Source organism: Stenotrophomonas sp. PS02289 (assembly GCF_029960115.1).
GTDB lineage: Bacteria > Pseudomonadota > Gammaproteobacteria > Xanthomonadales > Xanthomonadaceae > Stenotrophomonas.
In genome coordinates this window covers 1-16,688 of sequence record NZ_JASCOZ010000016.1, presented here as the reverse complement: position 1 = coordinate 16,688, position 16,688 = coordinate 1, and the positions used below count along the sequence as shown (strand labels likewise).

20 protein-coding genes are annotated in these 16,688 nt (G+C 66.7%); 8 read left to right on the top strand and 12 right to left on the bottom strand.

What is annotated here, in order from left to right; genetic code table 11:
- Position 1: 1 nt before the first annotated feature.
- The 3 genes from QMX83_RS04005 to QMX83_RS03995 all read right to left on the bottom strand — a co-directional run bounded on the left by QMX83_RS04005 (position 2) and on the right by QMX83_RS03995 (position 3,737).
- Positions 2 to 1,495 carry a UbiD family decarboxylase gene (locus QMX83_RS04005; protein WP_282295363.1) on the bottom strand — a complete coding sequence of 498 codons (1,494 nt, stop codon included), beginning with the start codon at positions 1,493 to 1,495 and terminating at the stop codon, positions 2 to 4.
- A 200-nt stretch (positions 1,496 to 1,695) separates the two neighbouring features.
- Positions 1,696 to 3,033, bottom strand: a complete 1,338-nt coding sequence (locus tag QMX83_RS04000) for an ATP-binding protein (RefSeq protein WP_282295362.1) — start codon at positions 3,031 to 3,033, stop codon at positions 1,696 to 1,698.
- Positions 3,030 to 3,737 (bottom strand): response regulator transcription factor, encoded by a 708-nt coding sequence (locus QMX83_RS03995; protein ID WP_282295361.1) that lies wholly within the window; start codon positions 3,735 to 3,737, stop codon positions 3,030 to 3,032. The genes QMX83_RS04000 and QMX83_RS03995 overlap by 4 nt, the downstream gene beginning before the upstream one ends.
- A gap of 107 nt (positions 3,738 to 3,844) precedes the next feature.
- Between QMX83_RS03995 and idi the strand changes: the two genes are divergently transcribed.
- Positions 3,845 to 4,387: an isopentenyl-diphosphate Delta-isomerase gene (gene idi / locus QMX83_RS03990; protein ID WP_282295360.1), complete on the top strand. Its 543-nt coding sequence runs from the start codon at positions 3,845 to 3,847 to the stop codon at positions 4,385 to 4,387.
- A 44-nt stretch (positions 4,388 to 4,431) separates the two neighbouring features.
- Here the strand turns inward: idi and QMX83_RS03985 are convergent, their stop codons facing one another.
- From QMX83_RS03985 to QMX83_RS03965, 5 genes are all read right to left on the bottom strand, one after another.
- Positions 4,432 to 5,457: an NAD(P)H-dependent glycerol-3-phosphate dehydrogenase gene (locus tag QMX83_RS03985; protein ID WP_282295359.1), complete on the bottom strand. Its 1,026-nt coding sequence runs from the start codon at positions 5,455 to 5,457 to the stop codon at positions 4,432 to 4,434.
- A gap of 11 nt (positions 5,458 to 5,468) precedes the next feature.
- Entirely contained in the window at positions 5,469 to 5,984 is a 516-nt protein-coding gene (gene secB, locus QMX83_RS03980; protein WP_282295358.1) for a protein-export chaperone SecB, read from the bottom strand.
- 116 nt (positions 5,985 to 6,100) lie between these two features.
- Entirely contained in the window at positions 6,101 to 6,538 is a 438-nt protein-coding gene (locus QMX83_RS03975) for a rhodanese-like domain-containing protein (protein WP_282295357.1), read from the bottom strand.
- A 79-nt stretch (positions 6,539 to 6,617) separates the two neighbouring features.
- Complete coding sequence (locus QMX83_RS03970) at positions 6,618 to 7,055, bottom strand: hypothetical protein (RefSeq protein WP_282295356.1); 438 nt, start codon at positions 7,053 to 7,055, stop codon at positions 6,618 to 6,620.
- Between the two features lie 30 nt (positions 7,056 to 7,085).
- Entirely contained in the window at positions 7,086 to 7,556 is a 471-nt protein-coding gene (locus QMX83_RS03965; protein ID WP_282295355.1) for a YiiD C-terminal domain-containing protein, read from the bottom strand.
- Positions 7,557 to 7,599: 43 nt separating this feature from the next.
- On the opposite strand from QMX83_RS03965, the gene QMX83_RS03960 reads away from it, so the two are divergent.
- From QMX83_RS03960 to QMX83_RS03950, 3 genes are all read left to right on the top strand, one after another.
- Entirely contained in the window at positions 7,600 to 8,376 is a 777-nt protein-coding gene (locus QMX83_RS03960) for a uroporphyrinogen-III synthase (RefSeq protein WP_282295354.1), read from the top strand.
- Between the two features lie 108 nt (positions 8,377 to 8,484).
- A complete protein-coding gene (locus QMX83_RS03955) occupies positions 8,485 to 9,462 on the top strand; it encodes a uroporphyrinogen-III C-methyltransferase (protein WP_282295353.1) in 978 nt (325 codons plus the stop codon).
- A gap of 3 nt (positions 9,463 to 9,465) precedes the next feature.
- Positions 9,466 to 10,788 carry a heme biosynthesis HemY N-terminal domain-containing protein gene (locus QMX83_RS03950; RefSeq protein WP_282295352.1) on the top strand — a complete coding sequence of 441 codons (1,323 nt, stop codon included), beginning with the start codon at positions 9,466 to 9,468 and terminating at the stop codon, positions 10,786 to 10,788.
- A gap of 66 nt (positions 10,789 to 10,854) precedes the next feature.
- Here QMX83_RS03950 and QMX83_RS03945 read toward each other — a convergent pair whose 3' ends face one another.
- Positions 10,855 to 12,150, bottom strand: a complete 1,296-nt coding sequence (locus QMX83_RS03945; protein ID WP_125359571.1) for an acetyl-CoA C-acetyltransferase — start codon at positions 12,148 to 12,150, stop codon at positions 10,855 to 10,857.
- 92 nt (positions 12,151 to 12,242) lie between these two features.
- On the opposite strand from QMX83_RS03945, the gene QMX83_RS03940 reads away from it, so the two are divergent.
- From QMX83_RS03940 to QMX83_RS03925, 4 genes are all read left to right on the top strand, one after another.
- Positions 12,243 to 13,130: a hypothetical protein gene (locus tag QMX83_RS03940; RefSeq protein ID WP_282295351.1), complete on the top strand. Its 888-nt coding sequence runs from the start codon at positions 12,243 to 12,245 to the stop codon at positions 13,128 to 13,130.
- 35 nt (positions 13,131 to 13,165) lie between these two features.
- Complete coding sequence (locus QMX83_RS03935; protein WP_282295350.1) at positions 13,166 to 13,672, top strand: hypothetical protein; 507 nt, start codon at positions 13,166 to 13,168, stop codon at positions 13,670 to 13,672.
- 216 nt (positions 13,673 to 13,888) lie between these two features.
- Positions 13,889 to 14,497 carry a TonB family protein gene (locus QMX83_RS03930; protein WP_282295349.1) on the top strand — a complete coding sequence of 203 codons (609 nt, stop codon included), beginning with the start codon at positions 13,889 to 13,891 and terminating at the stop codon, positions 14,495 to 14,497.
- Between the two features lie 5 nt (positions 14,498 to 14,502).
- Complete coding sequence (locus tag QMX83_RS03925; protein WP_282295348.1) at positions 14,503 to 14,970, top strand: hypothetical protein; 468 nt, start codon at positions 14,503 to 14,505, stop codon at positions 14,968 to 14,970.
- A 66-nt stretch (positions 14,971 to 15,036) separates the two neighbouring features.
- Here QMX83_RS03925 and QMX83_RS03920 read toward each other — a convergent pair whose 3' ends face one another.
- From QMX83_RS03920 to QMX83_RS03910, 3 genes are all read right to left on the bottom strand, one after another.
- On the bottom strand, positions 15,037 to 15,657 hold the full coding sequence (locus QMX83_RS03920) for a superoxide dismutase family protein (RefSeq protein ID WP_282295347.1): 621 nt from the start codon (positions 15,655 to 15,657) through the stop codon (positions 15,037 to 15,039).
- Between the two features lie 51 nt (positions 15,658 to 15,708).
- On the bottom strand, positions 15,709 to 16,275 hold the full coding sequence (locus tag QMX83_RS03915) for a superoxide dismutase family protein (RefSeq protein ID WP_282295346.1): 567 nt from the start codon (positions 16,273 to 16,275) through the stop codon (positions 15,709 to 15,711).
- Positions 16,276 to 16,368: 93 nt separating this feature from the next.
- Positions 16,369 to 16,688, bottom strand: a 320-nt coding sequence (locus tag QMX83_RS03910; RefSeq protein ID WP_282295345.1) for a helix-turn-helix domain-containing protein, incomplete at its 5' end; no start/stop codon positions are given.

The window sequence follows — 16,688 nt, the reverse complement described above, 5'->3', positions numbered from 1 at the left end:
CTTACTTCCGGAAGCCCGGAATGAAACGCGCCACGTCCACTTCCATGAACTGCGAGCGCTGGAAGTTTTCCTTCAGCTTGTACGGCACGGTGCAGTCATAGATGGTCTTGCAGGTGATGCCGTGGTCGCGGATGGACGGGCTGAATGCCGGGTCCTGCGAAGGATCGAGCGGGTGGCAACGCACGCCGGGAATGAACACCGTATCGACGTCGCCCTGATAACGCGTGGTCATCGCCCAGATCACGTCGGACAGGTCGAACAGGTCGACGTCCTCGTCCACCAGGAACACGTGCTTCAACTCCGAGAAGGCCGCAAAGGCAAGCAGCGCCGCCTGGCGGTGGCGGCCTTCATCCTGCGGACCGCGCTTGCCCACCTGCAGCACCGCCACGTACTTGCCGGTGCCTGGCGAGGGGCAGTGCACATTGCGCACCAGACCCGGCAGCGCACGTTCCACCAGTTGCAGGATGCTGGCCTCGGTGGGAATGCCGGCCATGTTGGTGTGTTCGTCGCTGGGGCCGATACAGGTCTGCAGAATCGGGTTGCGACGATGGGTGACGGCCTTGACCTTGATCACCGGCACTTCCAGCTTGGCCTCGCCGGTGTAGCCGGGGAACTCAGGCATGGCCTTGCCGGTGTTGGTGTTCTGGTCTTCGCGCACGCGGTAGTTCGGGACCAGTTCGCCTTCAATCACGATTTCGGCATTGGCAATGGCACGTGCGCCCACCGAAACGCCTTCCACCAGTTCCACCGCGCGGCCGCGCAGGCCACCGGCAATGGACAGCTCGTCAAAGCCCAGCGGCGTGGTCGGCGGCTCGAAGCAGGCCCCGATCTCGATGGCCGGATCGACACCGATGCTGATGGTGATCGGCAGCGCCTTGCCCGCCTTTTCCGCCTTGATCCGGAACTGGTCGAGGTGACGGCCGGGGACGAAGTACATGGAGATCTCATCGCGGCTCTGCACGCACAGGCGATGGATGGTGACGTCGTGCTCGCCGGTCTCCGGGTCAGCCGCGTAGGCCATGCCCAGGGTGAAGTACGGGCCGGCGTCTTCCGGGGTGTTCTTCGGGGCCGGCAGCAGCGTGCGCAGGTCGAAGGCCGGGTCGCTGGCCAGATGCACCACTTCCTGGCACACCGCCTTCTCGCGTGGGATCACCACCGGGGCGATGGCCTTGTTGACCGAGTCCTTCAGCAGGAAGCCGAGCTTTTCCTTTTCCACGCCGAACATGCGTGCCACGCGTTCGCGCGAGGCGAGCAGGCCGATCAGAACGCGAACGTTGTCGAAGCCTTTGACCTTGTTGAAGACCATCGCCGGACCGGTGCGGGTCGGGCGCATGACAGTGCCGCCGGCACCGACGTAGCGGTACACGCCTGACAGCTCTGCTTCGGGGTCAACCGGTTCGTTGGTTTCGATGTACTCGCCTTCGTACTGCTTCAGCAGTTCGATGGCGGAGCGCAGGTCGGTGACCTGCGATGCGTTGGGGAGGGTGTTGCTCATCAATGTGTCTCCGGGAGTGCCTGAGACGAATACTCCGCCTGTGGTCTGCCATGCACATTGATTGGAATCAATTCAACACATTGATTTTAAAGGCTTTTATGGAAAAACAAACGCCCTCGCCGCCTGGCGGCGGTGAGGGCGTTTGTGTAGGTGAAGCGTAAGCGGTGGGCTTCAGGAAACTTTGCCAAAGTGTGGCGAGGTCAGGCCTGCGGCAAGACCACGCGTACGGCCAGACCGCCCTCTTCCACATTCCGCAATGAGATGCTGCCGCCATGCGCCTGGATGCAATCGCGCGCAATCGCCAATCCCAAGCCCACGCTGCTGCTGGCATCACGATTACGCGCGGCGTCCAGCTGGAAGAACGGCTCGAATACGCGTTCCATCATGTCTTCTGGAATGCCCGGGCCTCTGTCCTGGATGACAACCAGAACGCCGTCATCGCCCGCATTCTCGAGCGAGACACGCGTGGCTCCGCCGTAGGTGACGGCATTCTCGATCAGATTTCCCAGCCCACGGCGCATCGCCATCGGTCGGCAGCGGTAGGTCAGTGCCGCAGGTGCATGCAGCGCCACATCCCGCCCCAGCGCGGCGTGGCGATCGCACAGTTCACGCAGCAGCCGCGCAAGGTCCACCGGCTCACTGGCCTCGGCACGTGCATTGGCGGTAGCAAAGCGCAATGTCTCGTCCACCATCAACCGCACTTCTTCCAGCGTGCGCAGCATCTCGGTGCGTTCTTCGCTTTCCGGCAGCATAGCGGCTTGCAGCACCAGCGAAGTGAGGGGCGTGCGCAGGTCGTGGCTGATCGCCGCCAGCATGCGGGTGCGCTCGTCAACGAAGCGGGTGATGCGTTCGTGCATCTCGTTGAACGCCACGGCAATTTCGCGGATCTCATCCGGGCCCTGCACATGCAGGGGTTCCAGCCGCTCGCCACGGCTCATGCGCTCGGCCGCTTCGGTGAGCGCCGTGGTAGGCCGCAGGATGCGATTGACGAACAGGTACATCAGGATGAGCACCGGCGGGATGCCCATCAGCAACGAGAACCGCAGCAGCTGCCAGCTTTCGCGCCACAGCGACTGCACCGGCAGGGTCTGGCGCGTATGCAGCCAACGACCATCGCCGAGCGCCAGGTCGATTTCCAGGCATTCCAGCTCATTGCCTGCGACCTGCAGGGCGGGGCGACCGGCATCCGGCCGGCACGGCATGCGCACCGCCACGGCACTGGCCGCCAGCCGCTCGCGCAGTGCGGCGGCCAGCTCAAGCTCGCGCTCGCCCATGCTGACCGGGCTGGGCGTGGTGTCTATCCACAGCTGCGCCACCTGCGTGTTGAACGTGTCCAGCCATCGAGTGTCTGCGGCCGGCTGCTGCTCGGCCAGTCGATACGCGGTCAGCGTGCGTGACAACGCATGTTCGCGGGCAATGGGGTGCAATGCGCCGGCGCGTGACCACAGCCCGATGGTCCCGAACAGGCTGCCGACCAGGAAGCCGCCCAGCATCAGCGCCGCCAGCTGACCGCCCAGACTGCGTGGCAACAGCTTCATGCGCCCACGCGCTCGACCTGCGCGGCCAGCAGATAGCCGGTGCCCCAGACGGTCTTGAGCAGCACCGGGTGGCGCGGGTCATCTTCGAGCTTGCGGCGCAGGCGGCTGACCTGGCTGTCGATGCTGCGGTCAAACGCGAGGCTGTCGCGGTTGACCAGGTCGAGCAGGTCATCGCGGCTGAGCACCTGGTTGGGACGCTGCAGGAACGAGAGCAGCAGGCGCTGTTCCATGGTGCTCAGCGGCACGTGCACACCGGCGGGGTCGTGCAGGCGATGGTGGGCCAGGTCCAGCGACCAACCCTCGAAGTGCAGCACGCCGCCGTCCTCGCGCGGCTGTACCGCTGCGACCGATCGTCGCAGTACGCTACGGATGCGCGCGACCAGCTCATCGACGTTGAATGGCTTGGTGACGTAGTCGGCAGCGCCGGTATCCAGACCTTCGATGCGATCCGGGTAATCGGTGCGTGCGGTGAGCATGATGACCGGCGTACCGTAGGTGCTGTCGATGTGTCGGCACAGCGAAAGACCGTCTTCACCGGGCAGCATCAGATCCAGCACCACCAGGTCATAGTGCTGCCCCTGCAGGCGGGCGCGGGTGGATGGACCGTCGGCGGCGGTGCTCACCTCATAGCCCTGTCGGCGCAGATAGGCCGCCAGCGGTTCGCGGATGGAGCGATGGTCATCGACAACAAGCAGGTGGGTCACGGCGCACGCGGGTACAGGTTCAGACACGCACACGGTACCAAGCAGACGCGGCGTGCGCCGCCACATCTGGCCACAACTGACTGTGCCGCCTCTGGCACGCTTGGCGCATGGATAGTTTGTCCGCGCCCAACAACGGCGACGCGTTGATCGCCGTTTCCGCCGACGACCGCCCGCTTCGGCCCGTCAGCAAAGCGCAGTGTCATGCCGGCGACGGCATTCTGCATCGCGCGTTCTCGCTGTTTCTGTTCGACCCTGCAGGGCGCGTGCTGCTGCAGCAGCGCAGCGCGCGCAAACCGTTGTGGCCAGGTTACTGGGCCAACAGCTGTTGTTCGCACCCGCGCTGGGGCGAGACGCTGCGCGAAGCCGTGCAGCGACGCTGCGTGGAAGAGTTGGGCGTGACCCTGATCGACGCGCCACGTTGGTGTTTCGATTTCACCTATTGGGCGCGTTACCAGTCAGACGGTGCCGAGCATGAGCTGTGCCATGTATTCACCGCGCGCATTCCGTCGGATGCACCGCGACCCAATCCCGAGGAGGTGGCAGCGCTGCGCTGGGTGGAACCGGCAGCGCTGGATGCGGAGTTGGCCGATGCGGATGCGCAGCTGACGCCGTGGCTGCGGATGGAATGGCCGCGGTTGCGTGGGATGTAACGCGGAAACACAAACCCCGGCTTTCACCGGGGTTTGTGTTTGCATCACTTGAACAGCGTGTCCGGGTACTCCGGCTTCTGTTCGCGGGCCAGCAGGGCCTGCAGGCCTTCGGCCGGGGTCTGCTCACCGTGCAGTACGGCGCGGACGCCGTCGGAGATCGGCAGGTCAATGCCGTGGCGGCGGGCCTGGCGCATGACCTCGTCTGCGGTCTGCACCGATTCCACGACCTGGCCGATTTCACGGATGGCGTCCTGCAGCGTCTGACCGCGACCTAGGGCGAGGCCCAGGCGGCGATTACGCGAGAGATCGCCGGTGCAGGTCAGCACCAGATCGCCCAGCCCGGCCAGTCCCATCAGGGTTTCCGGCTTGGCACCAATGGCCGCTGCCAGCCGCAGCATTTCGTTCAGACCGCGGGTGATCAGCCCGGCACGGGCATTCAGGCCAAGCTGCATGCCATCGGCCACGCCAGTGGCCACTGCCAGCACGTTCTTCATGGCACCGCCGAGCTCAGCACCGACCATGTCATCGCCGGTGTAGGCGCGGAAGGCAGGGCCGTGCATGGCTTCGGCCACCTGCTGGGCGAAGTCCACATCGTCACCGTGCACGGTGATGGCAGTGGGCAGGCCCTGGGTGACTTCCTTGGCGAACGAAGGCCCGGTGACGACCGCAAGCGGCACGTCCGGACCCAGTACTTCGCGCGCGACTTCGTGCAGGAAACGGCCCGAGCCGGGCTCGAAGCCCTTGGTTGCCCAGGCCACACCCGCGCCCGCCGGACGCAGCGGAGCCAGCGCGCGCACGGTTTCACCAAAGGCGTGCGAGGGCACCACCACCAGGATCCAGGTGGCACCGGCGACGGCGGCGGCAAGGTCGGTGGTCGCGCGCAGCGATTCCGGCAACGGAATGCCCGGCAGGTAACGGGTGTTCTCGTGACGCTGGTCGATGGCCTCGACCATGGCAGCGTCGCGGCCCCACAGCACGGTCTCACGACCGTGGCGGGCCAGCAGGCTCGCCAGGGCGGTACCCCAGGAGCCTGCGCCAAGAACGGCGATCTTGTCTGCGTTCTGAGTCATCGAAACGCCGATCAGGCGTTACCGGCCGGCTCGGAATCGGCCAGCGAGGTGCCGCCCTCTTCCTGGCGCTGACGCAGGGTTTCGGCGTACAGGCCTTCGAAGTTGATCGGCTGCAGGAAGAACGGCGGGAAGCCGCCGGCCTGGATCAGGTCGCTGCACAGCTGACGCACGTACGGGAACAGGATGTTCGGGCACTGGGTGCCCAGCAGCACGTCGATCGCCTGCGGCTCCAGGCCGATCAGGCCGAACACGCCAGCCTGCTGGATTTCAGCCACGTAGGCGGTCTTGTCGCCGGCCTTGCAGGTCAGGGTGACCGCCAGCACGACTTCAAAGGCGTTCTCGCCCAGGCGCTGCACGCGCTGGTTCAGATTGAGCTGCAGTTCCGGCTGCACCGCTTCGTTGAAGACGCTCGGAGCATTGGGCGATTCGAAGGAAACGTCCTTGACGTAGATCTTCTCAACGGTGAAAGCAGGACCGGTGACGGCGTCGGCCGGCGCGATGGCGCCGTTGGTGTTCTCTTCGGACATTTCCTGATGCTCCAGAATGAATGCAGTAATGAATACAGTAGAAACCGATTGTTACATGCCCTGCTATGCGGGCGTGTGGCAGCGCGCACAAGGTGCGCGATGCGAATCGGGCAAAATCAGTTGCGGCCCTTGACCAGCGGCAGCTCGGCCTGCTGCCAGGACGGAATGCCGCCCTCGAGCACGCTCACGTTCTCGAAACCGGCCTTCTTCAGCGCCTTGGCTGCGGTTTCCGAGGCGTTGCCGGTACGGCACACCAGCACCACCGGGCTCTGCTTGGCGTTGGCCACCAGCTTGTGCTCCGGGCCGAACTGGCTGGGCTGCGCGTTGCGGCTGCCGGCAATATGGCCTTTTTCGAAGTCCGACGAGGACGACAGGTCGACCACCACGGTGCCACCGGCGTTCATCAGCTGGGTCAGCTCAGCCGGCTTCAGCCCACGGTAGCCGCGGGTCATACGGCGGATTTCGGTGACGATGATGGCCACGGTCAGGCCGACAAAAGCCGCCGACAGCATCGGGTTTCGGCCGGCAAAGGCCAGCAACTCTTCGTAATTCACTCAGATCACGGGTCAATTAAGCGGGGGCCGATTGTCGCACATGCGGGCGAACCGGCGTCCAGCGGGGGTTTGAGGGGGGTCAGCGGGTCTGCCAGAGGTCCGGCAGGCCATTGGCCTGCAGCCAGCGCTTGGCTTCGGCATCCCAGCGCCAGATCTCGTTCACCCGCACCACGCGCTCGGCCTGGGTGTTGTTGTTGATCACCCGCACTTCGGCGCTGCGGCCAATGCGGCCATTGGGCATGCCCACGTTGTCGCTGCCCCGGTAGCCGGCGATCTTCACCTGCTCGAAGCGGCTGCGCTCCAGGTCGGTGATGGGGTGCTCTTCGGCGTACTCCGGGTCGAGGTAGGGAATGAGGTCGTCGAGGTTGCCCCAGCGCAGGGTGGAGTCGTACTTGACCTGGGTTTCCTCCAGCTGCTTGCGCATCTTCTTGGTGATTTTCTGGCTGTCGGCAGCAATGGCCGACACGCTGGTCAGCGCGAACAGGGCCAGCAGCAGGATCTGGAAGGTACGACGCATGCGAATTCCCCAATAGGCAAGGTGCCCATCCTACCTTCTTGCGAAGGCCACGTAGCGGCCGCTCAATTCAGCTGCCGGCTTGCCGGCCTCGCCGGGCTGGCGGGCCAGCACCTCGATGCGGGCCTTGCCGCGCTGGCCAAAAGTGGCCAGAAACACGTCCCAGTCAGCCTCGTCGACGGCCTGGGCCTGAGCCGACAGGTCGCCATAGACCGGGGCGAGATAGCGCACGTGGCTGTCGGCGACATAAACGTCGGCGTCGAAGCCGGCCAGTCGCAGGCGCAGGGTGACCAGCGCCCACCCGGCCAGGGTCAGCGCCGACGCCAGGCTGCCACCGAAGGCATTGCCTTTGTCGTTGACGTTGGCGGCCAGCGGTGCGGTCAGCGCCAGCTGGTTGTCCTGGTAGCCCGCCACGCGGATCTGCATGGCGGCCACGGGCGGCATGCGGTCCAGGACCTGCTGGAGCGCGCCCAGATGATCGGGCAGGGAAAGCAATGGAGACATCGGTACGACGACGTTGCAGCGAAGGACTCGCATAATGCCCGGAATGAACAACCACGCACATGTGCCGGAATGGACCCTGGTGTCGCTGCGCCCCCGCGGCCAGCACGCGGCGATGCGGCGGACCGCGCAGGCGCTGGGCGGGCAGCTGCTGGCATTGTCGCCATGGGCCCTGCGGGCGTGCGATGACGCCGCCACCCGCGCCGCGCTGGTCCACGCCCTGCAGGCCGACCGGGTGGTGTTCACGAGCCCGGCGGCGGTGCACGCCGCAGCCCGTCTGGGCACATTGGCCAGCCCCCATCCGGGCGCATGGCTGGCCGTGGGTGCCGGCACCGCCGCCGCGCTGCACGCGCACGGGGCCGAAGGGGTACGCGCACCGGAACGGATGGACAGCGAGGGCCTGCTGGGGCTTCCAGAACTGGCACACCTGCAGGGCCAGTCCGTGGCACTGGTGACCGCCCCCGGGGGACGCGGGTTGATCGCGCCAACGCTGGAAGCGCGCGGTGCGCGGCTGCAGCGGGTAGACGTGTATGCGCGCACCCCGCTGCGCCCCGCCCCGCGCGCCCTGCAGCGACTGCGCCGGCAACCGGACCCGTGGGCGCTGGCGCTGAGCAGTGCCGAGGCGCTGGCCTGGGCGGTGGCGGAGCTGCCGGCCGACCTGATGGCGCGCCTGCGCAGCAGCCCGGTGGTCGTCGCCAGTGAGCGGCTGGCGGGGTTGGCCGAGGCCGAAGGCTTTGCCCGTATCCAAGTGGCGCAGGGCCCGCAACCGCTACAGTTGGCCCGGGCAGCGCATGCGGTCATCACCGCCCGCGCACCTGACTGAACAGGGAAGACCGGTGGCCTTGCGGGCCGCGCGGCGGACGGGCGATGCTGTGTGCCTGATCGCTCGCCAGCTCGTGAAGACACCGGCGCGAACGACAAGGATGCGTACATGAATGAGCTTGAATCACCTCCGCCACACCGCCCTGCCCTGCGCTGGATCGTGCCACTGGCCGTGGTCGCGGTCGGTGCAGGCGCGGCCGGCTGGTGGGGCTGGAGCCAATGGCAGGCGCAGCAGACCCGAAGTGCCCAGCGCGAGGCCGAAGCCGCCTTGCTGGTGCAGGGGCTGAGCGACAGCCTGGAAGCACTGCGTCGCGACCAGCGCTCCACCTCGCAGCGGGTGCAGGACGCCGCCGCCACCAACCGGGTGCTGCGCGATGAAATGCTGGGCCTGAGCCAGCGCAGCGCGCTGCTCGAGGAAAACCTGGCCAAGCTGGCCGACAGCACCCGCCATAGTGCACAGGCACTGCAGCTGGAAGAGACGGAACTGCTGCTGAGCCAGGCCGGGCAGCGCCTGGCCTATGCCGACGACGTGGACGGAGCCAAGCGCCTGTATGCGCTGGCCGCCACCGCGCTGGAGGATGTGCAGGGCAACGATTACCTCAACCTGCGCCAGGCGCTGATGCAGGAGCGCAACGCGCTGGACACCCTTGGCCCCGGCGTGCGTACCGGCGTGCTGCAGCGGTTGGGCACCTTCGCCCAGTCCCTGACCGCGCTGCCCGAGCGGGTGGAAGCGCCGGCCGGCGCGGTGGCGACGCCGTGGTGGCACACCCTGCTGGCTCCGTTCGTCACCATCACCCCCACCGCAGCGCAGGGGCCGCTGAGCAGCGCCGAGCGCGTGGCCGCGTGGGACTCGCTGCAACTGGAATTGACCCTGGCGCGCGCGGCCGTGGAGCGCGGCGACCAGGTTGCGTTTGAACAGGCGCTGGACAGAGTGGGCCTGTGGCTGCCGCGTCTGTGGCCGGATTCACCCGCTCTGCGCGAGCGACGTGCTGAACTGAGGCAACTGCGCACCAGCGTGCTGCGCCCCGCCCTGCCCGAACTGGGCAGCACCCTGCAGCAACTGCGCACCTTGCGCGACGGGAGTTAGACAATGAAGCCGATTCAATCCGTGGTGGTCCTGCTGCTGGCCGTGGTGCTGGGTGTGGTGGCCGCGCAATGGCTGGGCACCGAGTCGCTGCGCCAGTACGGCGAGGTGATTTTCCGCCACGGCGGCATCGATTACCGCTCCAGCGTGCCGCAGGTGGCACTGATGGTGCTGGTGGCCTTACTGGTGCTGTGGCTGTTGTGGAGCCTGGCGTCCTCGCCGTTCCGGGCGTGGGGCCGCTACCGCCGCAAGCAGGGCCGGGTGAAGTTGATCGACGGCCTGCAGGCGCACGAATACGGGCACTGGCAGCGCGCGGAGAAGTCGCTGGTGAGTGCTGCTGAAGACACCGAAGTCAGCGCAGTGGCGCTGACCACGGCGATCCGCAGTGCCGAGGCGCGCAATGATGCCGCCAGCGTTGAGCAGTACCTGCAGCGGCTGGCCACCGCGGACGCCACCGGCTACGCCCTGATGCAGGCCGAGCGCCTGCTGCAGCTGGAGCGTCCGGTGGATGCGATCAACGCGTTGGACGCGCCGGGCGTACAGCCGCTGCCGCCGCGTGGCCTGTGGCTGCGCACCGAGGCGTTGGCCCGCGCCGGCCGCGCACACGAGGCGTATGGCCAGCTCGGTGCGCTGCGCAAGCAGAAGATCCTGCCCGACGAGGACATGGCCGAGCTGGAAAATCGCCTGGCCGCGCAGTCGCTGCTGGAAGCCGCCGACGTCAACGCACTCGCCGCGCAGTGGGAAGCCACCCCGAAGGCGCTGCGCAGCGACCCCGACGTGGTCAGCGCCTATGCGCTGCGCGCGGTCGCGCTGGACTGGGAAGAGCCGGCCCTGCTGAACCTGGAACAGGCGCTGGACACCCGCTGGGACGAATCGCTGGTCACGCTGTACGGGCAGATGCCGGTGGAGAAGCTGGCCACCCGCCAGAGCAACCTGCAGCGCTGGCTCGGCCAGCAACCCGGCAGCCCGGCGCTGCTGCTGGCGCTGGGTCGCATTGCCGCACGCCAGGGCGAACATGTGCAGGCCGAGGATTACCTGCACCGCGCGATTGCCGCCGGTGCAGGCCCGGATGCATGGGAAGCGCTGGGCCAGGTGTTCATCGCCCGAGGCGAACCGACGTTGGCCGCGCAGTGCTTCGGCAATGCGCTGCGCCAGCAGCGCGGGGAAGACAGCGTGGCCCTGGCGCGCGCCGACGCGGCCGCCGCACCGGTGGCTGCCGTGGTGCCGGAACGGGCTACGGTGGAAGAACAGTCACTGATGAGCGAACCAGCACCGGTGCTGGACCATCCGGTGGATCATGACGCGTTCGGGAATCGACGCGAACCGTAATCGGTAGCCCCGGACACAAAAAAGGCCGCCTCTTTGGCGGCCTCTTTTATTTCTGCGATTCGTCGATCAACGCTCGACGATCGCCACCACGCCCATGCCACCGGCGGTGCAGATCGACACCAGCGCGCGGCCACCGCCGCGTTCGGCCAGCTGCTTGGCCGCCGTCGCGATCACGCGTGCGCCCGTCGCGGCGAACGGATGGCCCGTGGCCAGCGACGAACCCAGCGGGTTGATCTTTTCCGGGTCGATACGGCCCAACGGCGCATCCAGGCCCAGGCGGTTGCGGCAGTAGTCTTCACTTTCCCACGCACGCAGGGTGCACAGCACCTGTGCGGCGAAGGCTTCATGGATCTCGTAGATGTCGAAATCCTGCAGCGTGAGGCCATTGCGCTTGAGCATTTCCGGCACGGCAATGGTGGGAGCCATCAGCAGGCCCTCGCCGTGCACGAAATCCACCGCCGACACCTGTGAATCGCGCAGGTAGGCCAGCGGCTCGTGACCGTGGGCGCGCGCCCATTCCTCGCTGGCCAGCAGCACCGCCGCCGCACCGTCGGTGAGCGGGGTGGAATTGGCCGCGGTCAGCGTGCCGCGACCGGAGACCTTGTCGAACGCCGGCTTCAGCGTGGCGAGCTTTTCCAGCGAGGTATCCGCGCGCAGGATGTTGTCGCGCTCCACGCCGCGGAACGGCGCGATCAGGTCGTTGAAAAAGCCACGCTCATAGGCGGCGGCCAGCTTCTTGTGCGAGGAAACGGCCCACTCGTCCTGCGAATCGCGGGCGATGTTCCATTCCTTGGCCATGTCCTCGCAGTGGTCACCCATGCTCTTGCCGGTGCGCGGCTCGGCCACGCCCGGGAATTCCGGTTTGAGCTCGCTGAACTTGAAGCCGGAAGTCAGCGCTTTGATCTTGTCGCCGGTGCTCTTGGCGCGATTGGCCGCCAGCAGGCGCGCGCGCAGCTTCTTGCCGTACACGATCGGCACGTCGGACGTGGTGTCCGAACCGCCGCCGATGCCCGATTCAATCTGGCCCAGCGCGATCTTGTTGGCCACGGTGATGATCGTGTCCAGCGAAGTGCCGCAGGCGCGCTGCAGGGTGATGCCCGGGGTAAGCGGGGACAGGCCCGAGGACAGCGTCGCTTCGCGGCCGAGGTTCCAGTCGCTGGAGTGCTTGATCACCGCACCCATCGCCACTTCGCCCAGCTGCTGGCCGTGCAGGCCGAAACGTTCGACCAGCGCGCCCAGTGTGCGCACCGACATGCCGAGGTTGCCGACATCCGAATACGCGGTGTTCTGCCGGCAGAACGGAATGCGGACACCACCAAGGATGGCGACGGGACGAGCGTTGGGCATGGGCATACCTGACATGGAAGGGGTGTCTGCAACATGGCCTGCACGAAGGAGCAGGCATAATGGAGCCAAGTGTAGCTGCCGCCCTGTGATGGGCCAACCGTGAAACCATGAGCAAACCCGACCCCGGCATGAATGCCCTAGGCGTACTGGCACTGGAACTGGCCGGCGGCGACGCCCCGCGCCACGCGGCGCTGTCGTCCGCCCAGGCTGGCGAACTGGCCGAACGCATCGGCCGCGACCTGGCCAAGCTGGTCCCCGGCGCAAGCGGGCTGGACCTGGTGTTCTTCGGAGCCCATTTCGATCCGGCCGAGGTATTGCGCCCGGGCTGGCCCATTCACCGTCGCCTGGAAGAGCTGCAGATGCGCGCCCCGGGCCGCAACGAAGGCCCGCGCCTGCTGGCGTTCGGCACCAGCGAAGACGGCGAGATTCCGCTGCCGCTGCAGGCCGATGCCACCCTCACCGGCGGTGGCCTGCGGGTGGTGCCGTTCGTGCTGACCGGCAGCGAAGTGGCCCAGACCCAGGCCGTGGCCGAGGCGCTGGAAGACGTCCTGCTGGCCCAGGGCATGGCCGGGGCGGACACCGCCCTGCTGACGCAGAACGCCTTTGGGGCGCAGATCGAGCACGCGCGGTACTTCACCGTGAACGACCTGGCCGCGATGATGTCGATGCAGTACGACAACCAGGGCCTGGCCGCGCTGTGGCCGCTGATTGAAACCGCCGTGCTGGCCCCGCAGGCCGAAGAATGGCTGGATGCCGCGCCGGAGCCGCTGCTTCGATACGCTGACGGCGAAGTGCGTATGGCGCTGTTCGACCCGGCCGGCTGGTGCAACTTCTACAACCACGGCACCGGTGACTGCGAGCGTCTGCAGGGCATCTACGACCAGTACCTGATGCGGCAGCGGCAGATGGCCGCGGTGCTGGAAGCCCACGGGCTGCCGGTGCTGTTCGTGCATTGCGAACCGGGCCAGGAGCCGCGCGAGCTGCTGGCGCGATGAAACCAAGCCCTGCATGGACCGCAGTGGCAGCGGCGATGGTCCTGATGATGCTGCCGACAGTCGCCTGCGCTCAAAGCGACAGCGCACCGCTGACGGCCACCGAGCGGCTGGCCGAACTGAAGAGTATGGGCGCACCGACGCATGAGCTGCTGGCCGACGACAGCTCAATGGAGTTCGCCAGCGCCGCTGAGTTCCTCCGGGAGTTGCCCGCTCGCAAGGGCGTGGTTCCAGATACTGCCCGGCCCGCCCTCGATGGCGGCAGTTTCTATACCAATGACCCCGATCCGCTGTGGAATGTTCCGCTCGGTGAGCAGACGGTGCGCGACGGTGATCGCATTTCCTGGATGCTGTTGGCATCCCCGCATCCGGCGGCACCGGCCGTCCTGCGTGTGCACGATCACGCGGTAACCGGACCGGACGGGATAACCCACGTCACCAGTCGATTGGGACTGCTGTGCGAGGGGGAGGCGGAGGCCTGTGCGGAGCTGCACGCGGTGCGCAGGTCGATGATTCCTGCCTTGAGAGACGCGCAGGACGAGTGAACCATTTGCGTCGTGCAATCCACCAGTAAGGTTTAATCAAAGCGCACTGCTTTGACGAAGCACGGCCGGATTTCGCTGGCGCTGTGAATGGACGTCCGCCGTGGTGCGAACCCACGAACATGTCGCAATCTAAAGTCCGTACGCGGATGGTCGTTATACTTGAATGACCCGCGCGTGGAAGGCATGGGTAGACCTCCACAAGCACAAGGAAGAGAGATGTCGATCCTGCCCCGTGGCCACGTGCTGGCCCTGTTGTCCGCCGCGCTGCTGCCGGGATCCGCGATGGCCGCGGCCACCTGCGAGGTGATTCCCGATTCGATGACAGAGTTTCCTGCCTCGGTCGGCAAACCGGAGTACAGGAAGGAGCTGCTTCCGGCACATGATGTCCGCCTGAAAGTGACCGTGGGTCCCGATGGCCGCGCAACCGAAGTGGCGGTCGAAAGCAGCCAGGACCCTGAGCCAGCACGCAGAAGCGCGTTGCTTTGGCGCTATCAGTGCCAGGGCAAGCAGGGTGGCGTGGCCGAATGGGTGCTGCACCATCCCGCGCAGCAGTGCCAGCTGAACATCACCAGCAAGAACTACAACCCGCCCCGCTATCCGCCCAAGACGTTCCGCGCCGGCGTGCAGGGCCAGGTCCTGCTCGGCCTGCAACCGCAGGGCGACCGCCAGCTGGCACGCAAGGTCTACGTCGCCAAAAGCAGTGGCTCCGAAGCCCTCGACCAGGCCGCGCTCGAGGCAGGAAGGAAATGGTCCTTCGACTGCAGCGGCCCCGTGGACGGCACCGAGCCGGCGCAGGATGCCCCTATCACCTTCGCACTGAACTGATCGCCATGCCCAACAACGTCAACTCCCGTCGCACCGCTCGATTTTTCGCCACCGCCGCGCTGCTCGTCGGCCTGGCATCCACGTTCAGTGCGGCATCGCAGGTGCGCATTCTTGGCAATGAGCCCGACAAGGAACCGATGGAATACACCAGCGTGGCCGGGTTCACTAAAGGGCTGCCCGCGCGCAAGGACGTTGAAGTACTGGAAATGCTGAAGCTTGAGCCGGGCATGCTGGCCTACCAGACCACCAAAGCGTCCTTGGCCGCGAGTCCGAACTTTGAGTCGCGCACGTGGATCATCTTCACCGAACCTCACGTGATGGCACCTTCGGTCGCACGCCTTCGCACCTATGTGCCTCCGCGCGAGCTGATGGATCGCCGTCAGGCCTGGGCCACCCTGTGCGAAAGCACGGAGGTCGGCTGCGCACTGCTGGACGCGTATATGAAACGCGTACTGGCGCGGGACCCCCGATAAAAACAACGCCGGCTTTCGCCGGCGTTGTTCTTTGCGTACTGACGCGCCATGCGCGTCAGCGCATCCTTACTGCGGAGCCTTGATGACCGCACAGGCCAGGCGGGCACCGGCGTTGCCGGTCGGCTGGGTCTTGTAGTCGTCCGGGTCAGCATGGACGATCAGGCCACGGCCGATGATGTCGAAGTCATTGCCCTCGCCGATGTTGACGTTGGTCGAGACATTGGTGTCGACCACGGCCTTGCCTTCCGCATCCGCCTTGATGTTCGGCATGTCACCGCCGTGGTGCGGAGCGGCTGCCACGCTGCCGTGGTCTTCCTTACCCGGGTTGAAGTGGCCACCCGCGCTGGCACCATCGGGCGCGCTGCAGTCGCCGGTTTCATGAATGTGGAAGCCGTGCTCGCTGTTCGGCTTCAGGCCGGTGACTTCGCCCTTCGCGTGCACCTTGCCGTCCACCACGCTGAAGGTGATGCTGCCCTTGACGTCGTTGCCCTGGGTCGGGGCCAGCTCGGCCATCGCGGTGTGGTTGGCGTGCGCGTCGCTGCTCATCATCGCCGGCGGCGCGTCGTTGGCGGCAGCAGTGGCATCGGCGGCCGGGGTGGCTTCCGGAGTCGTTTCAGCCGGCTTGTTGCAGGCGGTCAGGCCAATCGTGGCAATGGCGGCGAACAACGCGGTATGGATCAGACGCATGTGAATCTCCTTGCAGATACAACAGAGTGAAGTAGCGAAACCGAACGCGCGTCAGCGCGTGACCCGGATGACGCCACAGGAAACGCGGGCACCGGCATTGCCGGCGGGCTGGCTACGGTAATCGTCGGCATTGGCGTGCACGATCAAGGCGCGCCCGGCGATGTCATTGGGTGCACCACCACCAAGCGTGACCCCCGGCAGGCGCACATCCACATTGACCCGGCCCTGCGCGTCGGCGCGCAGGTTGTCCATGTCACCCAGGTGATGCGCGCCACCCGTGGTGCGGCCATGCGGCTGCTGGGTGGGATTGAAGTGCGCGCCGGCACTGGCGGCATCCACGGCACTGCAGTCGCCGCGCTCATGCGCGTGGAACGCCGCCGTCTGCAGCGGCTGCAGGCCGCCGATCACGCCGGTGATATGCACGCCACGGGCATCGGGCACCACCGCCAGGCGGCCGCTCACGATGCTGGCCGAGGCCGGCGACATGTTGACCTCAGCCATCTTCGCCGTGCTGATGGTGGGCATCGGCGGGGCCGGCGGCGGCGGTGGCGGCGTGCTGCTGCACGCGCTCAGTGCCAGCAGCGCGGCGCTGCCAATGAGAATTCGGGTACTGCGCATGGAAGACTCCTTGTATTTCCAAACTAACGGCGGCGCTGTCCATGGATCATGAAAGCGACCACCACGTGCGTGTTACACCCATGAACAGGGCATTCATCCGCCGCGACGGCGACCCGCGCCCAGCTTGCGGGTCAAGGTGTTGCGGCCCAGCCCCAGCCGTGCCGCCGCTTCGGCGCGGCGGCCGTGGGTGATCTGCAACGCGGCCTCCAGCAGGGCCTGGTCCACGCGCTCGCGCACCTGCGCGTGCAGCCCTTCGGCCCCTTCGGCCAAGCGTTGCCTCGCCCAGGCCGACAGCAGCGCTTCCCACTGCCCCGGGTCGCCCTGGCTGCGCGTACGCGCGCCGGGTCCCCGGTGCAGGGCGCTGTCCACGTCGGCCCCGCCGATGGGGTCCGCCGCCGCCAGTGCCGCCCTGC

Excerpts from the sequence above, each read along its gene's own strand:
- QMX83_RS03960 (WP_282295354.1), top strand. The coding sequence starts at position 7,600 with ATGAACAACCACGCACATGTGCCGGAATGGACCCTGGTGTCGCTGCGC.
- QMX83_RS03920 (WP_282295347.1), bottom strand. The coding sequence starts at position 15,657 with ATGCGTCTGATCCATACCGCGTTGTTCGCCGCCATTGCCACGATTGGC.
- QMX83_RS03970 (WP_282295356.1), bottom strand. The coding sequence starts at position 7,055 with ATGCGTCGTACCTTCCAGATCCTGCTGCTGGCCCTGTTCGCGCTGACC.
- QMX83_RS03935 (WP_282295350.1), top strand. The coding sequence starts at position 13,166 with ATGGTCCTGATGATGCTGCCGACAGTCGCCTGCGCTCAAAGCGACAGC.
- QMX83_RS04005 (WP_282295363.1), bottom strand. The coding sequence starts at position 1,495 with ATGAGCAACACCCTCCCCAACGCATCGCAGGTCACCGACCTGCGCTCC.
- QMX83_RS04000 (WP_282295362.1), bottom strand. The coding sequence starts at position 3,033 with ATGAAGCTGTTGCCACGCAGTCTGGGCGGTCAGCTGGCGGCGCTGATG.
- QMX83_RS03985 (WP_282295359.1), bottom strand. The coding sequence starts at position 5,457 with ATGACTCAGAACGCAGACAAGATCGCCGTTCTTGGCGCAGGCTCCTGG.
- QMX83_RS03950 (WP_282295352.1), top strand. The coding sequence starts at position 9,466 with ATGAAGCCGATTCAATCCGTGGTGGTCCTGCTGCTGGCCGTGGTGCTG.
- idi (WP_282295360.1), top strand. The coding sequence starts at position 3,845 with ATGGATAGTTTGTCCGCGCCCAACAACGGCGACGCGTTGATCGCCGTT.
- QMX83_RS03925 (WP_282295348.1), top strand. The coding sequence starts at position 14,503 with ATGCCCAACAACGTCAACTCCCGTCGCACCGCTCGATTTTTCGCCACC.
- secB (WP_282295358.1), bottom strand. The coding sequence starts at position 5,984 with ATGTCCGAAGAGAACACCAACGGCGCCATCGCGCCGGCCGACGCCGTC.
- QMX83_RS03965 (WP_282295355.1), bottom strand. The coding sequence starts at position 7,556 with ATGTCTCCATTGCTTTCCCTGCCCGATCATCTGGGCGCGCTCCAGCAG.
- QMX83_RS03955 (WP_282295353.1), top strand. The coding sequence starts at position 8,485 with ATGAATGAGCTTGAATCACCTCCGCCACACCGCCCTGCCCTGCGCTGG.
- QMX83_RS03930 (WP_282295349.1), top strand. The coding sequence starts at position 13,889 with ATGTCGATCCTGCCCCGTGGCCACGTGCTGGCCCTGTTGTCCGCCGCG.
- QMX83_RS03915 (WP_282295346.1), bottom strand. The coding sequence starts at position 16,275 with ATGCGCAGTACCCGAATTCTCATTGGCAGCGCCGCGCTGCTGGCACTG.
- QMX83_RS03945 (WP_125359571.1), bottom strand. The coding sequence starts at position 12,150 with ATGTCAGGTATGCCCATGCCCAACGCTCGTCCCGTCGCCATCCTTGGT.
- QMX83_RS03940 (WP_282295351.1), top strand. The coding sequence starts at position 12,243 with ATGAGCAAACCCGACCCCGGCATGAATGCCCTAGGCGTACTGGCACTG.